This window comes from Rathayibacter sp. VKM Ac-2857, from assembly GCF_013205025.1.
Lineage (GTDB): Bacteria > Actinomycetota > Actinomycetes > Actinomycetales > Microbacteriaceae > Rathayibacter.
In genome coordinates this window covers 630,675-645,575 of sequence record NZ_JABMLE010000002.1, presented here as the reverse complement: position 1 = coordinate 645,575, position 14,901 = coordinate 630,675, and the positions used below count along the sequence as shown (strand labels likewise).

Below are 14,901 nucleotides of genomic sequence, written 5' to 3'. Positions count from 1 at the left end.
GTCTCCCAGGATTCTCTAGCCTCCCTGACATGAGAACCAGGATGCGCCCGCTCAGCACGAGTCGATTCCTGCGAGCACGGGCTGCGGCCCTGGTCGCGTTGACGCTCCTGGTCGGCCTGGCAGTACCCGTCGCGGAGGCGTCGCCGCTGCCTCCGCCCGCGGCCGGGCCAGCCGGGCCCGCGGTCACGGAGCCCGCGCACCGGGTGGACGTCGGCGACCCCGGCGCGGCAGGCCTGACGGTGCGCCAGCCGCGCTCGGAGAGCCTCTACCGAGTCGTCGAGATCGCCCCCGGAATCGGCGTGACCGATCAGGTGTCGCCCGAGGAGGCGTTCGATCTGCATCCGGATGGGACGGTCCTGTCGGAGGACGGGTTCCAGCTGCTCGCGGATCGGATCTCGAGCGTCATCGAGCAGATCCGGAGGACCCCGACGGGAGATGCCGCGCTCAAGGCGATCCCGCATCTGCTCGCACCGACGGCGAAGAACGTGTGGACGGCTCCGCAGACGGCGGGCGAGGCGCTCACCTCGAGGGTGCAGATCGTGTTCGCCGAGGGCGCCGGTGTCATCGAGGACAGCAACGGCCAAGTGCCACTCGGCAAGGATCTGACGGGCGGCGGGAGCCTGATCACTCTGGGCGGAGCGACCTGGTACGACGAGGACGCGACCGGTCGGGCCTACATCGATCCGTCCACCGGGGAGGCGCGCATGCTGACGCCCGAGCAGACGATCCAGCACGAGCTGATGCACGCGATCGCCGACCTCGGCGAGGCGATGCCCGCGAGAGGACGCGTGCAGGTTCCGACCGCAGCCTGGACGAGCTGGCCGATCGCGGGCGACCCGGACGTGTCGGTCGAGGTCGGTGTCGAGTTCGACGAGATCTTCACTCAGGGAGGACCCCGCGGGCTGACGGCGGCACGGTCGATGCTGCTGTCCCCGGGGCCGAACGGCGCGCCACCGCAGTTCACGCCGGAGGAGTTCCCGTCCATCTCGATCGATCCGTGGTTCCTGAGGGCGCAGCGACAGGCGATGGACCGATTCACCGCTGCGGACACTCCCGCGTCCGAGCGCGAGGGATGGCTGCGAGCGGCTGCCGCTCGGCTGAGCATGGCGATGAACCCGCCTCGGGAGACCACCTTCTCTCGCGAGAGCGGGCTGCCGGGGCGGGCCGAGTACCACCCCAGCGGCTTCGTCATCGGCGACTTCTCCAGCACGACGATCCGCATCTCGGTCACAGGTGGCCAGGAGCCGTGGAAGGCCGCGGACCTGCGTCAGCGGGCCGACGTCGTCCCCTTGCGAGGGACCTGGGAGAGGCCGATCCTGGCCCTCCTCTCGGAAGTCGCCCCGAGCCGAGCGGCGGAGCCCGACGGGTCGTCCGAGTCCTCGTCGGGCCATGAGTCCGACTCCTCGGGCCACACATCCGACTCCTCGGACGACACGGGCCGGTCGTCGGAGTCCGGCTCGTCGGACGGCGGATCGAGTCGGGCCAGCGCTGCCGACCGAGCCGGGGGTGACCCGGAGTCCCTGCCGAGTGTCAGGTGCTCGTCGTGCGGGGGCACGGTGGGTCGCGCGTTGCCGGCGGAGGAGGCTGAAGCCTTCGAGGCGCGGGTGGCGTCGGAGGTGTCGTCGGCGTTCGAGGGTCCGCGGGCGGTGCAGCGGCGGGTGCTGGCGGATCCGGTGGGCGATGCGGTCCGGCAGGTGCATGGTCCTGGTCTGGCGTCGGGGGTGTGGTCGCGGTATCCGAAGCTGGTGGCGGGGTTGCAGAAGGCGCCGCTGCGGTTGCTCACGGGGACGGACGGTGTCGGGGCGGGTGGCATCGCTCTGGATGTGATGGGGCTTCTGCGGGGGGACACGAGTGCGCTGTCGATCGCGAACACGACGACGGACATCATGACGTCGATCGCGCCGATGCTGGGTGTTCGGATCGCGAACACGATCGGTGGCGCGGGGGCGGTGGTCGGGTTCATCACGTCGACGATCGCCTTCACCCAGGGGGGCAGCGAGACGGAGTACATCTTCTCGATGGTGGGGCTTCTGATGAGCATGGTTCCGGAGCTGGCTCCGTTGATGGTGCTCTACATGGTCGTGTCGATCTTCTCGCAGTCGACACCGATCGAGGAGGGGATGAACGCCGGGCAGCAGATGGCGGTGGCGTTCAAGGACTGGGCGCTGCCGGCGCTGGAGAAGCAGGCGAACGCGATGGCGGACTCGATGCGCGACGTGGCCTCGGATCGGATGGAGGAGGCCCGCTACCGGGCGGACTACCTCCAGACGAAGGTCGATCTGGATCAGCTGGCCGAGGGTCACGATCTGACCACCGGTGGTGGTGACGGGGGGAGTCAGGAGCAGAAGCGCGTGGTCCGGGAGGAGACGGATCAGGAGCTGTCGCGGATCGCCTCGGCGGGGGCGATCAACCTGGATCAGGGCTTGGACGCGCTGCTGGAGGAGTACAACAACGGTGCGGTGTTCACCGAGTTCCGCCAGCACTGGGCGGACACGATGAACGAGGACGGGGGCGTGTCGATCAACGGGATCAAGCACCACGTCGATCTGAACGAGCTGCCGACGACGAATCCGACGCCGGTGCACGTGGACGAGTTCACGACGCCGCTGGGCTCGATCCGCACGATCATGCAGAGCCGCTACCGGCACGCGCTCGACGCCCTGCCACTGTGGACGCCGTCGAGGAACGCGTTCGCGACACCGATGGTCACCGAGGAGACGGTCCTCGCGTCGGTGCCGAAGGTGCAGCGCGACTGGGGCTTCACCGGGCCGCCGACCACCTCGGCCGCGCCCGTCGACTCGCTGACCGCGTTCACCGGGACGGGGACGCCGGGCTCGTTCGTGCAGGTCTGGAACACGACCACCAAGGACCTCGCCTGCGGCGCGACGAAGGTGAACACCGTCGGCCTGTGGGTCTGCCGCCCCGAGAAGGGCTTCCAGGAACCGGGGATCAGCTCGACGTACGAGCTGCACTCCTCGACCGTGGACACGGGCGGGTTCGCGAGCACCGGGAAGACCGTCACCGTGACCACGACCGGGAAGGCGAAGCCCGAGCCCGTCGTCGAATGGGGAGCCGACCTTCATGTCGAGGGTCGCACCGTGACGGGGACCGTCACGGCGGGCGCCGTCGTGCAACTGCAGACCATGCCCCAGGACAGCATCGACACGACGAAGAACGGACTCCCCGTGTCCGACCCGGTCACCGCAGCGGACGGGCACTTCACCCTGACCGCGAGGCCCGACGCCCCCGGCGGCAGCACCCGCCTCGTCGCGACCTTCAAGGACCACGTCATCGCCGAGCGCATCGTCCTGGACGGCGGACCCACCGCCCCGGCCCGGGTCCCGGAGAGCGTCGAGGACTCACCCGTCCACATCCTCCACCTCACCGCGACGAGCATCGAGGGCGTCGTCCCCGCGGGCCAGAGCGTCCAGCTCCGCCTGGGGGAGGACCCCGCGCTGCCCTCGGTCGCGACCGACACGGCCGACGCCTTCCGCCTCACCTTCGACCGGCCGCTGCCGAACCCGCAGACCATCACCCTCCGCAGCTGGCCAGCCGACAAGCCCTGGCAGCAGAGCACTCGCACTGTCGTCTGGACGGGGGACACACAGCAGCCGTCCGCCGTGCCGGACGTCCGCGTGCACTAGCAGGGCGTGCACCGCGCGACCGCAGCAGGTCGCGCCGACCGGGTCGCTGCCCCATCGCTGGACATGGAAGCGGTCGTCTCGCGCCAACGCCGGTGGTGGGCTCCCCGGCATCGCTACCGTCCCTGGGATGAGCACACGGGCAGGGGTCGACGGTCGGACGAAGCGAGCGAGGACGGCGGCGGTCGTCGTCGTCCTGGCACTCCTGGCCGGCCTGTTGGCACCCCCTGCGCACGCGGCACCGCAGCCCCCCGCGCCCGGCGGCGGCGCGCCGGCGCAGCGCGTGGACGTCCGCGCTCCGGGCGAGAACGGCCTGACTCTGAAGCAGCCGGAGTCGAATCTCCTCTACCGGGTCGTCCGCATCGCGCCCGGCATCGGGGTCACGAACGTCGTCCCGTCGTCGCGGAAGAACGGGCTCGACCCCGACGGAACCGTGCTGTCGGAGGACCGGTTCCAGACGCTGGTGGATCGGGTCTCGGGAGTCCTCGAGCGGATCCGCGCGACTCCGACGGGCGACACGGAGCTCAAGGCGATTCCTCATCTCGTCGGCCCCGGCGCTGAGGCCGTCTGGACCGTCCCCCGGCGGACGGCTCGGCTGCGGTGACGTCGGACGTGCAGATCGTGTTCGCGGAGCGCTCGTCCGGCCAGGTACGAGGCACGAGGGCGACCTCCCTCGGCAGCGGCATCGAGGGATCGGGCAGCATGATCGCCCTGAGCCCGGATGTCTGGGGGGACGGCGACACGACGCACTCGATGTGGTTCGACCCCGCGTCTGGGGCGGGCCGGCTGCTGAGCGCCGAGACGGCCGTGCACCACGAGCTGATGCACGCGGTGGCGACGGCGGGCGGTGCCGAGCCGACGGGGGAGGTCTGGATCGACACACCCGAGTGGAGCTCCTGGCCCCTGACCGGACCCGCGGACGACGAGGGCGAGGTCCTCGAGAGCCTGAAGGAGGTGTTCGCTCACGGGGGGCCGCGCGGGTTGACCGCGGCGCGGGAGGTCCTGACGACGCCCGACCCGGACGGTCGAGCGGAGTTCACTCCGGAGGAGTTCCCCTCGATCAGCGTGGATCCGTGGTTCCTGCGGGCCCAGAAGCACGCGGCGGACAAGTCCCTCGCCGTCGACACTCCGGCGGGGCAGCGCGACGGGTGGCTCCGAGCGGCGGCCGCGCGCCTGAGCATCGCGATGCGTCCGCCGACAGAGCTCACCTTCGCGCGCGAGCGGGGGGTGACGACGCGCCCCGAGTACGACCCCAGCAACTTCGTCCTCGGAGGAGAGTACTTCCTGACGCTCGACGTCACCGTCCGTCAGGGCTTCGACGACTGGGAGGCGGCCGATCTGCGGGGTCGCACCGATGTCGTGCCGGCGCAGGGGACCTGGGACGCGCCGGAGCAGCCCGATTCTCCGGTCGGGTCGCCGAGCCGGCCCGGGTCGCCCGTCGGATCCGGGGCCGGACGGGGGGCCGGCCCGGGGGAGTCGTGCCTCGCGTGCGGGGCGACCACTCGCAGGCCGACGTCGCCGGAGAAGTCGACCGCGTTCGAGGCGCGGGTGGCGTCGGAGGTGTCGTCAGCGTTCGAGGGTCCGCGGGCGGTGCAGCGAAGGGTGCTGGCCGATCCGGTGGGGGACGCGATCCGGCAGGTGCACGGCCCGGGTCTGGCGTCGGGGGTGTGGGCGCGGTATCCGAAGGTCGTTGCGGGGTTCGAGAAGGCGTCGTTCCGGTTCCTCGCGGGGTCGGATTCGCTGAGTGGTGTCGGCGTCGGGCTGGATGTCCTCGGCCTGATGCAGGGCGATGTGAGTGCGCTGTCGATCACCAACACGACGACGGACATCGTCACCTCGATCGCGCCGATCCTGGGGTCGAGGATCGCGACGACCCTGGGCGCTGCGGGGTCGGTGGTCGGGTTCGTGACGTCGATCATCGCGTTCGATCAGGGCGGCAGCGAGACGGACTTCATCTTCTCGATGGCGGGGACCTTGACGGCTGCGATGCCGGTGCTGGCGCCGCTGATGGTCCTCTACACGGCCACCTCCATCTGGTCGCACCCGTCGCCGGTGGAGGGCGCGATGGACGCCGGGCAGCAGATGGCCGTGGCGTTCAAGGACTGGGCAGATCCGGCGCTGGAGAAGCAGGCGAACGCGATGGCCGACTCGATGCGCGACGCCGTCTCGGACCGGATGGACGAAGCCCGCTACCGGGCCGACTACCTCCAGACGAAGGTCGATCTGGAGCAGCTCAACGCCGGTGATGACCTGACGACCGGGGGCGGCCCCGGCGGAAGTCAGGAGCAGAAGCGGCTGATCCGGGAGGCGACCGACCAGGAGCTGGCGAGGATCGCGTCCGCCGGAGCGATCAGCTTGGACCAGGGCCTGGATGCTCTTCTTCAGGAGTACAACAGCGGTGCGGTGTTCACGGAGTTCCGCAAGAAGTGGGCGGACACGATGAACGACAACGGCGGCGTGTCGATCAACGGCTTCAAGCACCACGTCGACCTCGACGCCCTGCCGACCGTGAATCCGACGCCGGTCCGGGTGGACGAGTTCACGACTCCGCTGGGCTCGATCCGGACGACGATGCAGAGCAGGTTCCGGCACGCGCTCGACGACCTGCCGCTCTGGGCGCCGTCGAGGAACGCGTTCGCGACGCCGATGGTCACGGAGGAGATGGTCCTCGCGTCGGTGACGAAGGTGCAGCGCGACTGGGCGTTCACCGCGCCCGCGTCACCAGCGCCCATCGACTCGGTGACCTCGTTCACCGGCACGGGCACGCCCGGCTCGTTCGTCCAGGTCTGGAACTCGACCACGAAGGACCTCGCCTGCGGGGCGACGAAGGTGAACACGGTCGGCCTCTGGGTCTGCCGCAACGAGAAGGGCTTCCAGGGGCCCGGCGCGACCGCGACCTACGAGCTGCACACCTCGACCGTCGACACCGGCGGCTTCGCCAGCGCCGGCAAGACCGTCACCGTCACCACGACGGGGAAGCCGACGCCGAAGCCCGCCGTGGAGTGGGGATCCGACCTGCGCGTCGAGGGGCGGACCGTCATCGGCACCGTCACCCCGGGCGCGGTCGTCCAGCTGCAGACGATGCCGCAGGACAGCATCGACGCGACGAAGAACGGCCTCCCCGCCTCCGACTCGGTCACCGCGGCGGACGGGCACTTCACCCTCACCGCGCGGCCGGATGCGCCCGGTGGCAGCACCCGTCTCGTCGCGACGTTCATGGACCACACGATCGCCGAGCGCATCGTCCTCGATGGCGGACCCACCGTCCCGGCTCCGATCCCGGAGAGCGTCGAGGACTCGCCCATCCGGATCACCCGGCTCACCACGACCGGCATCGAGGGCACCGTCCCCGCGGGTCAGAAGATCCAACTCCGGCTCGGGGACGACCCCGCCCTACCGCCGATCGAGACCGACGCGACCGGCGCCTTCAGCGTCGCCTTCGACCGGCCGCTGCCGAATCCGCAGACCATCACCCTCCGCAGCTGGCCCTCGGACAAGCCCTGGGCACAGAGCACCCGGACTGTCGTGTGGACCGGCCACGACCAGTGAGGAGCATTCCGCGCTGCTGAGGGGCCCTTCCGGTCCGGCCGCCCTCGGCGACTCCCGGACGTCGGTGGCCTCCTCTAGGCTTCGGGCACCGCTGACGGACGGAGACCCGATGACGACGCTCGATGTGCCTGCGACGAGTCCGGACAGGAGCGCGCACGACGTGATCCGGGTGCGCGGCGCCCGGCAGAACAATCTCCGCGGCGTCGACGTCGACATCCCGAAGCGCCGGATCACGGTGTTCACGGGCGTCTCGGGTTCCGGCAAGTCGTCGCTGGTGTTCGGGACGATCGCGGCGGAGTCGCAGCGGCTGATCAACGAGACCTACTCGGCGTTCCTGCAGCAGTTCATGGGCTCGCCGGCCCGGCCGGACGTCGAGTCGCTCGACGGGCTCTCGGCGACGATCGTCGTCGACCAGGAACGGATGGGCGCGAACGGCCGCTCCACCGTCGGCACCGCGACCGACGCGTACACGATGCTCCGCATCCTCTTCAGTCGGATCGGCGACCCGCACGTGGGCACCAGCGGCGCGTTCTCGTTCAACCTGCCCGAGGGGATGTGCCCGCGCTGCGAGGGCACCGGCCGCGTCTCCGACATCGACCTCGACGCGCTGTTCGACCGCTCGAAGTCGCTCGAGGGCGGTGCGCTCGACGCGGTGCCGAACTTCGTCGTCGGCGGCTGGTACTGGAAGAGCCTGGCCGAGTCGGGGCTCTACCCCGCGGACGTGCCGATCGCCGAGTTCACCCCGGAGCAGCTCGACGACTTCCTCTACAAGCCGGCCACCAAGCTGCCGATCGCGGGCATCAACATGACCTACGAGGGCCTGGTGGTCAAGGTGACCCGGCTCTACCTCGCGAAGGAGGCGGCGCAGGCGCACATCCGCGCCTTCGCCGAGCGGGTGGCCACCTTCGGCGCCTGCCCGGAGTGCGGGGGAGCGCGGCTCACTCGCGCGGCGCTCTCCTCGCTGATCGGCGGCCGGAACATCGCCGAGTGCTCGTCGATGCAGGCGACCGATCTCGCGGAGTGGCTTCGCGGCGTGCGCGACCCCTCCGTCGCCCCGATCGTCGAGGCGCTGCTGGGGACGCTCGACTCGCTCGTGCAGGTGGGGCTCGGCTACCTCTCGCTCGACCGCGAGTCGGGCACGCTCTCGGGCGGCGAGGCGCAGCGGGTCAAGATGGTGCGGCACCTGGGCTCGAGCCTCACCGACATCACCTACGTCTTCGACGAGCCGACGGCGGGGCTCCATCCCCACGACGTCTCGCGGGTGATCGAGCTGCTGCGGCGGCTCCGCGACAAGGGCAACACGGTCCTCGTCGTCGAGCACAAGCCGGAGATCATCGCGGTCGCCGACCACGTCATCGACCTCGGCCCGCGGGCCGGCTCGCACGGCGGTGAGATCCGCTTCGAGGGCTCGGTCGAGGCGCTGCGGGAGTCCGACACGCTGACCGGCCGCCATCTCGATCACCGGGTGCCGCTGAAGAGCGAGGTGCGCCGGCGCACGGGCGTCGCCGAGATCCGCGGGGCCTCGACGCACAACCTGCGCGGGGTCGACGTCGACGTACCGCTGGGAGTGCTGACCGTCGTCACGGGCGTGGCAGGGTCGGGCAAGTCCTCGCTCATCCACGGCTCGCTGGCGAAGCGGCCGGGGGTGATCGTGGCCGACCAGTCGCCGATCCGCGGCTCGCGGCGCAGCAACCCCGCCACCTATACCGGCGTGCTCGATGCGATCCGCACCGCCTTCGCCAAGGAGAACGGCGTGAAGGCGGCCCTGTTCAGCGCCAACTCCGCGGGTGCCTGCCCGGTCTGCAAGGGCGCCGGGCTGATCTTCACCGAGCTCGGCCCGGCGGCGACCGTCTCGTCGGTCTGCGAGGAGTGCGAGGGCAAGCGGTTCACCGCCGAGGTGCTCGAGTACCGGCTGCGCGGGAGGAACATCCACGAGGTGCTCTCGATGCCGATCGTCGAGGCGTCGGAGTTCTTCGGCTCCGGGCCGGCGCACACGATCCTGGCGCGCCTCGTCGACGTGGGGCTCGGCTACCTGACGCTGGGGCAGCCGCTGAACACGCTGTCCGGCGGCGAGCGGCAGCGGTTGAAGCTCGCGATCAACATGGCCTCGAAGGGGTCGGTCTACATCCTCGACGAGCCGACGACCGGGCTGCACCTCGCCGACGTCGACAATCTGCTCGGTCTGCTCGACCGCCTCGTCGACTCCGGCTCCTCGGTGATCGTGATCGAGCACCACCAGGCGCTGATGGCGCACGCCGACTGGATCATCGACGTCGGCCCCGGCGCGGGGCACGACGGCGGCGCGATCGTGTTCGAGGGGAGCCCGGCGGACCTCGTCGCGGGCGCGCAGACACGGACCGGCGACGCGCTGCGGGCGTATACGGCCTGAGCGGACGGCCGTTCCTGGTCGAGCAGCCGCGCAGCGGCGTCTCGAGACCCGGTCTCCGGACGACGGTGGATCTCGATACGCCCTCTTCGAGGGCTACTCGATCAGCATGAGTCGCTCTCTCTCCGGGGCTGCTCGGTCAGCAGGAGATTCATGCTGGTCGAGTAGCCCCGCAGGGGCGTATCGAGACCCACGGCCCTCAGAAGGGCGGGTCTGCAGACTTGTCTTCTGGCGCCGGTGGATCTCGATACGCCCGCTCCGCGAGCTACTCGATCAGCATGGATGGCGATCCGCCGTCGCGAGGGGAGGGCTGCCGGCGTCAGCGCGAGAACGGGCCGCTCAGGGCCGCCCACTGCAGCAGCATGATCGTCTTCGCGTCGATGATCTGGACGCCGATCTGCGCGAGGGCCTCGTCGAAGGAGAGCTCGACGAGCTCGGTGTCCTCGCCCTCGTCGGCGAGCCCGGCGTAGACGCCGTCGCTCGAGCCCGCGCGGTAGGGGCCGGCGTAGAAGTGCAGCATCTCGGTGATCGAGCCCGGGCTCATGAACGCGTCGAAGACGTGCTCGAGCCGGCCGACCTCCAGCCCGGTCTCCTCCGACGCCTCGCGGCGCGCGCCCTCCTCCGGACCCTCCTCGTCGAGGAGGCCCGCCGGCACCTCGAGCAGCATGCCGTCGAGGTTGCCGTTGACGTAGGTGGGGTAGCGGAACTGGCGCACCAGCACGACCGACCGCGCCTCGAGGTCGTAGAGCAGCACGGCCGCGCCGTTGCCGCGGTCGTAGGTCTCGCGGTGCTCGGTGGTCCAGCGGCCGTCGCGGTGCCGGTACTCGAACTCCGTGGTGCGCAGGACGTACCAGTGGCTGGAGAGGAGGGTCACCGACTTCACGACGACGTCGGGGTTGCCGGTCAGGTCGAAGCCCTCGCGGTCGAGGCCGGTGCGGCCCCGCGCGTCGGGGGCCCCGATGCCGGGTCGGGCCTGCGTGCTCTCGGAGTGCGACATCCCTCAGCGGAAATTGACGAACTGGAGGTCGAGGTCGAGGTCGGCCCCGCGCAGCAGCGCCATCGTCGCCTGGAGGTCGTCGCGGCTCTTCGACGAGACGCGGAGCTCGTCGCCCTGGATCTGCGACTTGACCGACTTCGGCGCCTCGTCGCGGATCAGCTTGTTGATCTTCTTCGCCTGCTCCTGGTCGATGCCGTCCTTGAGCGTGGACTCGATCCGGTACTCCTTGCCGGAGGCGAAGGGCTCGCCCGAGTCGAGGCTCTTGAGGCTGATGCCGCGCTTGATCAGCTTGGTCTGGAAGACGTCGAGGATGGCGTTGGCCCGCTCCTCGGTGTTCGCCTTGATCAGGATCTTCTCGCCGCTCCAGGCGATCGAGGCGCCGACGTTCTTGAAGTCGTAGCGCTGCTCGACCTCCTTGTGGGCCTGGTTGAGGGCGTTGTCCGCCTCCATCTTGTCGACCTTGCTGACGACGTCGAACGTTGAATCTGCCATGCCTCCGAGCTTAGCTTTCGCGCCTCGGCCGGGCCGATCCGGAGGCGCGCCTGGTACGAAGGGACGGTGCGCCGCCTTCCCGCCCTGCTGATCCTGCCGCTCGTCGGCCTCGCGCTCGTCGGCTGCACCCGCCCCGCGGAGCCCGCGGTGGAGTACGAGGACGGGCTCGTGACCGTGCCGCCGGCGGCCGCCGCGCCTGTTGCGGCCGATCCGGCTCTGCTGGAGGACCCGGAGGAGACGGCGGCGACTCCCGTCCGCCAGCTCACGAGCGGCGACTGGCTGGCCGGCACCGCCGAGGGCAGCGGGATCCCCGTGCGCGCGCTCACCGCCTACGCGGGCGCGGCGCTGCTGACCTCCTCGGTCGACCCCGGTTGCGGCCTCGACTGGGCGACGCTCGCCGGCATCGGCTACGTCGAGAGCCGGCACGGCACCATCTTCGGCGGGGAGCTCGGCGAGGATGGGCGCCCCACCGAGCCGATCTACGGACCCTCGCTGGACGGCACGCAGTTCGACCGCGTCGAGGACAACGACGGCGGCGCGCTCGACGGCGATCCCGAGACGGACCGGGCGATGGGCCCGCTGCAGATCATCCCCGCCACCTGGATGCGCTGGGCGTCGACCGGCTGGGACCCGCAGAACGTCGATCAGCAGGCGGTGACCGCCGCGCGCTACCTCTGCCAGGCGGGCGGCGACCTCACCACGCAGTCGGGCTGGCGGGACGCGATCGCGGCGTACAACCCTGCGACGAGCTACGCGGGCAAGGTCGCCGAGGCGGCGTCGCGCTACGCCGCGGCGGCGGGCTGAGGCCGATTTCCGATCCGGGGAGCGCGTGGGTATCCTTGTCCAGCGCCTTCGGTCGAGAGCTTGACTCCCGGTCGGGTGCGCGACGGCGAGTTACCCTAGCGGCCAAAGGGATCTGACTGTAAATCAGACGGCGTAGCCTTCGGGGGTTCGAATCCCTCACTCGCCACAGCATCGATATCGAACGACTGCACGATCGAAGCCCCGCACCAGCCTCCCGAGGCGGCGAGCGGGGCTTCCTCCGTTCCGCCGCCTCCGGAGGTGGGGGTCTCGACACGCCGCATGCCGCGGCTATTCGACCAGCATGAGCAGGCAGGCGCCCTCCATGCTGATCGAGTAGCCCGCGTAGCGGGTTCGTCGAGATCGACTGACCTCGAGCACTTGCGACGTGTGATGAATCGCATAACGGCTCTTGCGGGAGATGATCGGCGATTACCCGTTCATCGGCACGATGGTCGACAGCATCGCGGCGTACGAGACGGCGCGCGGCTGGCGCTGACGGGTGCACCCACCGACGGTCACCAGTCGATGGACGGGTGGAGGATCTGCCGTCGCCAGAGGAGCTGCTTGTCGACCGTCGTCAGCTGCGCGAACTCGGCGGCGTCGTCCCAGTGGCTGTGGATGGCGTCCCGGACCTCCTCGACGATCGCCGACGCAGCGCGGCGGCTGAGGCCGTAGTCGGCTGCTGCGGAGAGCAGGCTCCCGAGATTCGAGTCCCTCCGTCCGGATCTGCTGTACGCCAGGGCCTGATTCGCGCGTTCGCTCCGGCTGCTCGCAGGGCTGAGATCGTAGGCCGGCGTCAGCTCGAGATGCCGGCCGTCCCAGAACGCCGCGTGATTGCGCAGATGGTCGTCCGTGTTGCTGACGGCGATGTTGAAAGCGACGCGACGGAAGAGCTGGTCGGCCACGCCCTCGGGCCGCGCGGTGGTGGGCCTCAGGGCGTCGAGGATCTCCGGGTACGAGCCGTACGGCAGAAACGTCTCCGGCGCATCGAGGAGGGTCAGCGCGGAGACGACGTGGTGGCGACGACCTCCGCCCGGACGATCGAACCGCTCGAGCAGCAGTGCCTTCCGACCCAGCGAGCGGACGATCGTCATACCCGCGGTCGGGATACCGGCGTGGGAGGCCAGGAAGGTGGCGGCGGCCTCGGCGCCGACCACGTCGATCGGGTCGTCCGAGGTCGAGAACTTGGCGATGTACTCGGACTCCTCGCTCGCGAGAAGTGCCTTCGGTCGTGCCCCGCCGATGGCCGTTCCGGCCAGGAGCGCGTCATCGAGGTCAGGAGTGAGCGGCGTTCCTGCTTGCACGAGCTCGGCGGCGTCGTACAGCTCGGTGAGGCTGGCGGCCTCGCCGCGGGGTTCGTACTCGTCCGGCCGGCTCTGGAAGTCGATCGCCCCGAGACGGTTGGAGGCAGAGCGCAGCAGATATTCGCCCTCGTCGAGCAGGGTGGTGTCTCCGTCCGCCTCCTGGCCGAGCGTGCGGTTGAGGATCACCCGACGCCCCCAGTTGTCCGGCGACGCGTCTCTGACGGCGCCCGGCATGTGCAGGTTGGCCTGAGGCTCGAACCATACGCCGGGCTGGAGGGGGAGGGCGGGGCCGTAGAGACTGATCGCCTCGGTCCTCGCCGCGTACCTGTCGCTGTAGCGGAAGCGGAGGTCGTCGCCACGTCGCCGCAGGAGCCCCGCGGGAACGGGCTCGGACGACCCGGGCAACCAGGTCCAGACGTAGATGTCAGAAGTCGAAGTCGCCATCGGCGCCCTCCCGCGGCATGTAGGTCTTGGCGGGAAGCAGGGCGACGCGGTCCTCACCGCGCTTGCGCGCGCGGGCCAGCTCCACGGGGTCGGCGATGCCGAACAGGTCGACGCCCGCGAGGACGGCGATGTTCAGAGCGTTCCCGATCGAGACCGAGGGCTTGCCGGCCTCGAGCGCGAGAACCGTGGGGACCGAGACTCCGGCGCGCGCGGCCAGTTCGGCGGAACTCCAGCGCCGTGCGTGCCGCGCGATCCTCACCTGTGCGCCGAGCAGGCGCAGCGCGTCGCCGGCGACGGGATTCAACGAGATCGCAGTCCTCCCCATGATGACGACCCCCTGAGAAAATAGTTCGGATGATGCTCACCGCATCTCAGGAACTATTTTAGTGCAAATGGATACACCGGTCTAGCGCGACGCCGCGAGGTACTGCGCGAGGGACAGCGGGGCGCGGCCCGTCAGGCGCTCGACGTCGCCGGAGACGTGCTGCATCTCGCCGGCGGCGACGGCGGTGTAGGTGCTGATCCAGGCGTCGAGCTGCCAGTCGGGGGCGTTCCAGCGGCGGCGGGAGGCGCGCGCCTCCTCGAGGGTCTCGTCGACGAAGACGGCGGGGCGGCCCGCGGCGGTGAGGACGGCGGCGATCTCGTCGAAGGTGAGCGCCTCGGGGCCGGTGAGCTCGTAGGTCGCGCCGCGGTGCTCCTCCGGGGCGCGCAGGATCGCGGCGGCCGCGCGAGCGACGTCCTCGCGGGCGACGATCGCGGCGCGTCCCGTGCCGGCGGGGCCGCGGATCGCGCCGTCGTCGCCGAGCATCGCGGGGACGAAGTCGAGGTAGAGGTTGTCGCGCAGGAACGTCCAGGCCATCCCGGAGGCGCGAATCGCCTCCTCCGTCGCGGCGTGGTCGCGCGCGAGCGTGAAGGTCGCGGTGGGGGAGGCGCCGGCGAAGGACGTGTAGACGACGTGCTCGACGCCCGCGCGCGCGGCGGCCGCGACCATCGAGAGGTGCTCCGCGAGGCGGTCCTCGTTCTCGGCCGCCGACACCATCAGGAGGAGGCGGACGCCGTCGAGCGCGTCGCCCGGATCGGTGAAGGAGGAGCGCACCGCCGTCGCTCCCGGCAGCTCGGGTGCGCGCGACGGATCGCGGGCGAGGAGGCGGAGGGGGAGGCCGGCGTCGGCGAGCAGGCGCGCGACGCGGCCGCCCACCGCCCCGGTGGCTCCGGTGACGGCGATCGGGGGCTGGGGGGTCACGGCTGCGCTCATGCCTCCATGATCCTCGGCCCGCCCGGTCT

Annotated in this window: 10 protein-coding genes and 1 tRNA gene; 6 read left to right on the top strand and 5 right to left on the bottom strand. The window is 70.6% G+C overall.

Going from position 1 to position 14,901, the window contains the following annotated elements:
• Positions 1-29 precede the first annotated feature (29 nt).
• From HQQ86_RS10335 to HQQ86_RS10320, 4 genes are all read left to right on the top strand, one after another.
• Positions 30-3,644 carry a hypothetical protein gene (locus HQQ86_RS10335; RefSeq protein WP_173288006.1) on the top strand — a complete coding sequence of 1,205 codons (3,615 nt, stop codon included), beginning with the start codon at positions 30-32 and terminating at the stop codon, positions 3,642-3,644.
• 127 nt (positions 3,645-3,771) lie between these two features.
• Positions 3,772-4,245 carry a hypothetical protein gene (locus HQQ86_RS10330; RefSeq protein ID WP_173288005.1) on the top strand — a complete coding sequence of 158 codons (474 nt, stop codon included), beginning with the start codon at positions 3,772-3,774 and terminating at the stop codon, positions 4,243-4,245.
• Positions 4,246-4,343: 98 nt separating this feature from the next.
• Positions 4,344-7,190, top strand: a complete 2,847-nt coding sequence (locus tag HQQ86_RS10325; RefSeq protein ID WP_173288004.1) for a hypothetical protein — start codon at positions 4,344-4,346, stop codon at positions 7,188-7,190.
• Between the two features lie 109 nt (positions 7,191-7,299).
• The gene (locus HQQ86_RS10320; RefSeq protein WP_173288003.1) at positions 7,300-9,579 is read left to right on the top strand and encodes an excinuclease ABC subunit UvrA; all 2,280 of its coding nucleotides are present in this window, start codon (positions 7,300-7,302) and stop codon (positions 9,577-9,579) included.
• Between the two features lie 316 nt (positions 9,580-9,895).
• On the opposite strand, the gene HQQ86_RS10315 is transcribed toward HQQ86_RS10320, so the two are convergent.
• Complete coding sequence (locus HQQ86_RS10315) at positions 9,896-10,573, bottom strand: NUDIX domain-containing protein (protein ID WP_173288002.1); 678 nt, start codon at positions 10,571-10,573, stop codon at positions 9,896-9,898.
• 3 nt (positions 10,574-10,576) lie between these two features.
• The gene (locus HQQ86_RS10310) at positions 10,577-11,065 is read right to left on the bottom strand and encodes a YajQ family cyclic di-GMP-binding protein (protein ID WP_123447856.1); all 489 of its coding nucleotides are present in this window, start codon (positions 11,063-11,065) and stop codon (positions 10,577-10,579) included.
• Between the two features lie 66 nt (positions 11,066-11,131).
• Here HQQ86_RS10310 and HQQ86_RS10305 point away from each other — a divergent pair, with 66 nt between their 5' ends.
• A complete protein-coding gene (locus HQQ86_RS10305) occupies positions 11,132-11,869 on the top strand; it encodes a hypothetical protein (protein WP_216845302.1) in 738 nt (245 codons plus the stop codon).
• Between the two features lie 84 nt (positions 11,870-11,953).
• Positions 11,954-12,035 (top strand) — tRNA-Tyr (locus HQQ86_RS10300).
• Positions 12,036-12,384: 349 nt separating this feature from the next.
• Here the strand turns inward: HQQ86_RS10300 and HQQ86_RS10295 are convergent.
• From HQQ86_RS10295 to HQQ86_RS10285, 3 genes are all read right to left on the bottom strand, one after another.
• Positions 12,385-13,617 (bottom strand): type II toxin-antitoxin system HipA family toxin, encoded by a 1,233-nt coding sequence (locus HQQ86_RS10295; protein ID WP_173288001.1) that lies wholly within the window; start codon positions 13,615-13,617, stop codon positions 12,385-12,387.
• Entirely contained in the window at positions 13,598-13,921 is a 324-nt protein-coding gene (locus HQQ86_RS10290; RefSeq protein ID WP_216845300.1) for a helix-turn-helix transcriptional regulator, read from the bottom strand. The genes HQQ86_RS10295 and HQQ86_RS10290 overlap by 20 nt, the downstream gene beginning before the upstream one ends.
• 102 nt (positions 13,922-14,023) lie before the next feature.
• On the bottom strand, positions 14,024-14,872 hold the full coding sequence (locus tag HQQ86_RS10285; protein WP_173287999.1) for an SDR family oxidoreductase: 849 nt from the start codon (positions 14,870-14,872) through the stop codon (positions 14,024-14,026).
• Between the last annotated feature and the right edge of the window lie 29 nt (positions 14,873-14,901).

Bases quoted from the DNA above. Each gene is read 5' to 3' on its own strand.
- HQQ86_RS10335 (WP_173288006.1), top strand. From the start codon at position 30: ATGAGAACCAGGATGCGCCCGCTCAGCACGAGTCGATTCCTGCGAGCA.
- HQQ86_RS10330 (WP_173288005.1), top strand. From the start codon at position 3,772: ATGAGCACACGGGCAGGGGTCGACGGTCGGACGAAGCGAGCGAGGACG.
- HQQ86_RS10325 (WP_173288004.1), top strand. From the start codon at position 4,344: ATGATCGCCCTGAGCCCGGATGTCTGGGGGGACGGCGACACGACGCAC.
- HQQ86_RS10320 (WP_173288003.1), top strand. From the start codon at position 7,300: ATGACGACGCTCGATGTGCCTGCGACGAGTCCGGACAGGAGCGCGCAC.
- HQQ86_RS10315 (WP_173288002.1), bottom strand. From the start codon at position 10,573: ATGTCGCACTCCGAGAGCACGCAGGCCCGACCCGGCATCGGGGCCCCC.
- HQQ86_RS10310 (WP_123447856.1), bottom strand. From the start codon at position 11,065: ATGGCAGATTCAACGTTCGACGTCGTCAGCAAGGTCGACAAGATGGAG.
- HQQ86_RS10295 (WP_173288001.1), bottom strand. From the start codon at position 13,617: ATGGCGACTTCGACTTCTGACATCTACGTCTGGACCTGGTTGCCCGGG.
- HQQ86_RS10285 (WP_173287999.1), bottom strand. From the start codon at position 14,872: ATGAGCGCAGCCGTGACCCCCCAGCCCCCGATCGCCGTCACCGGAGCC.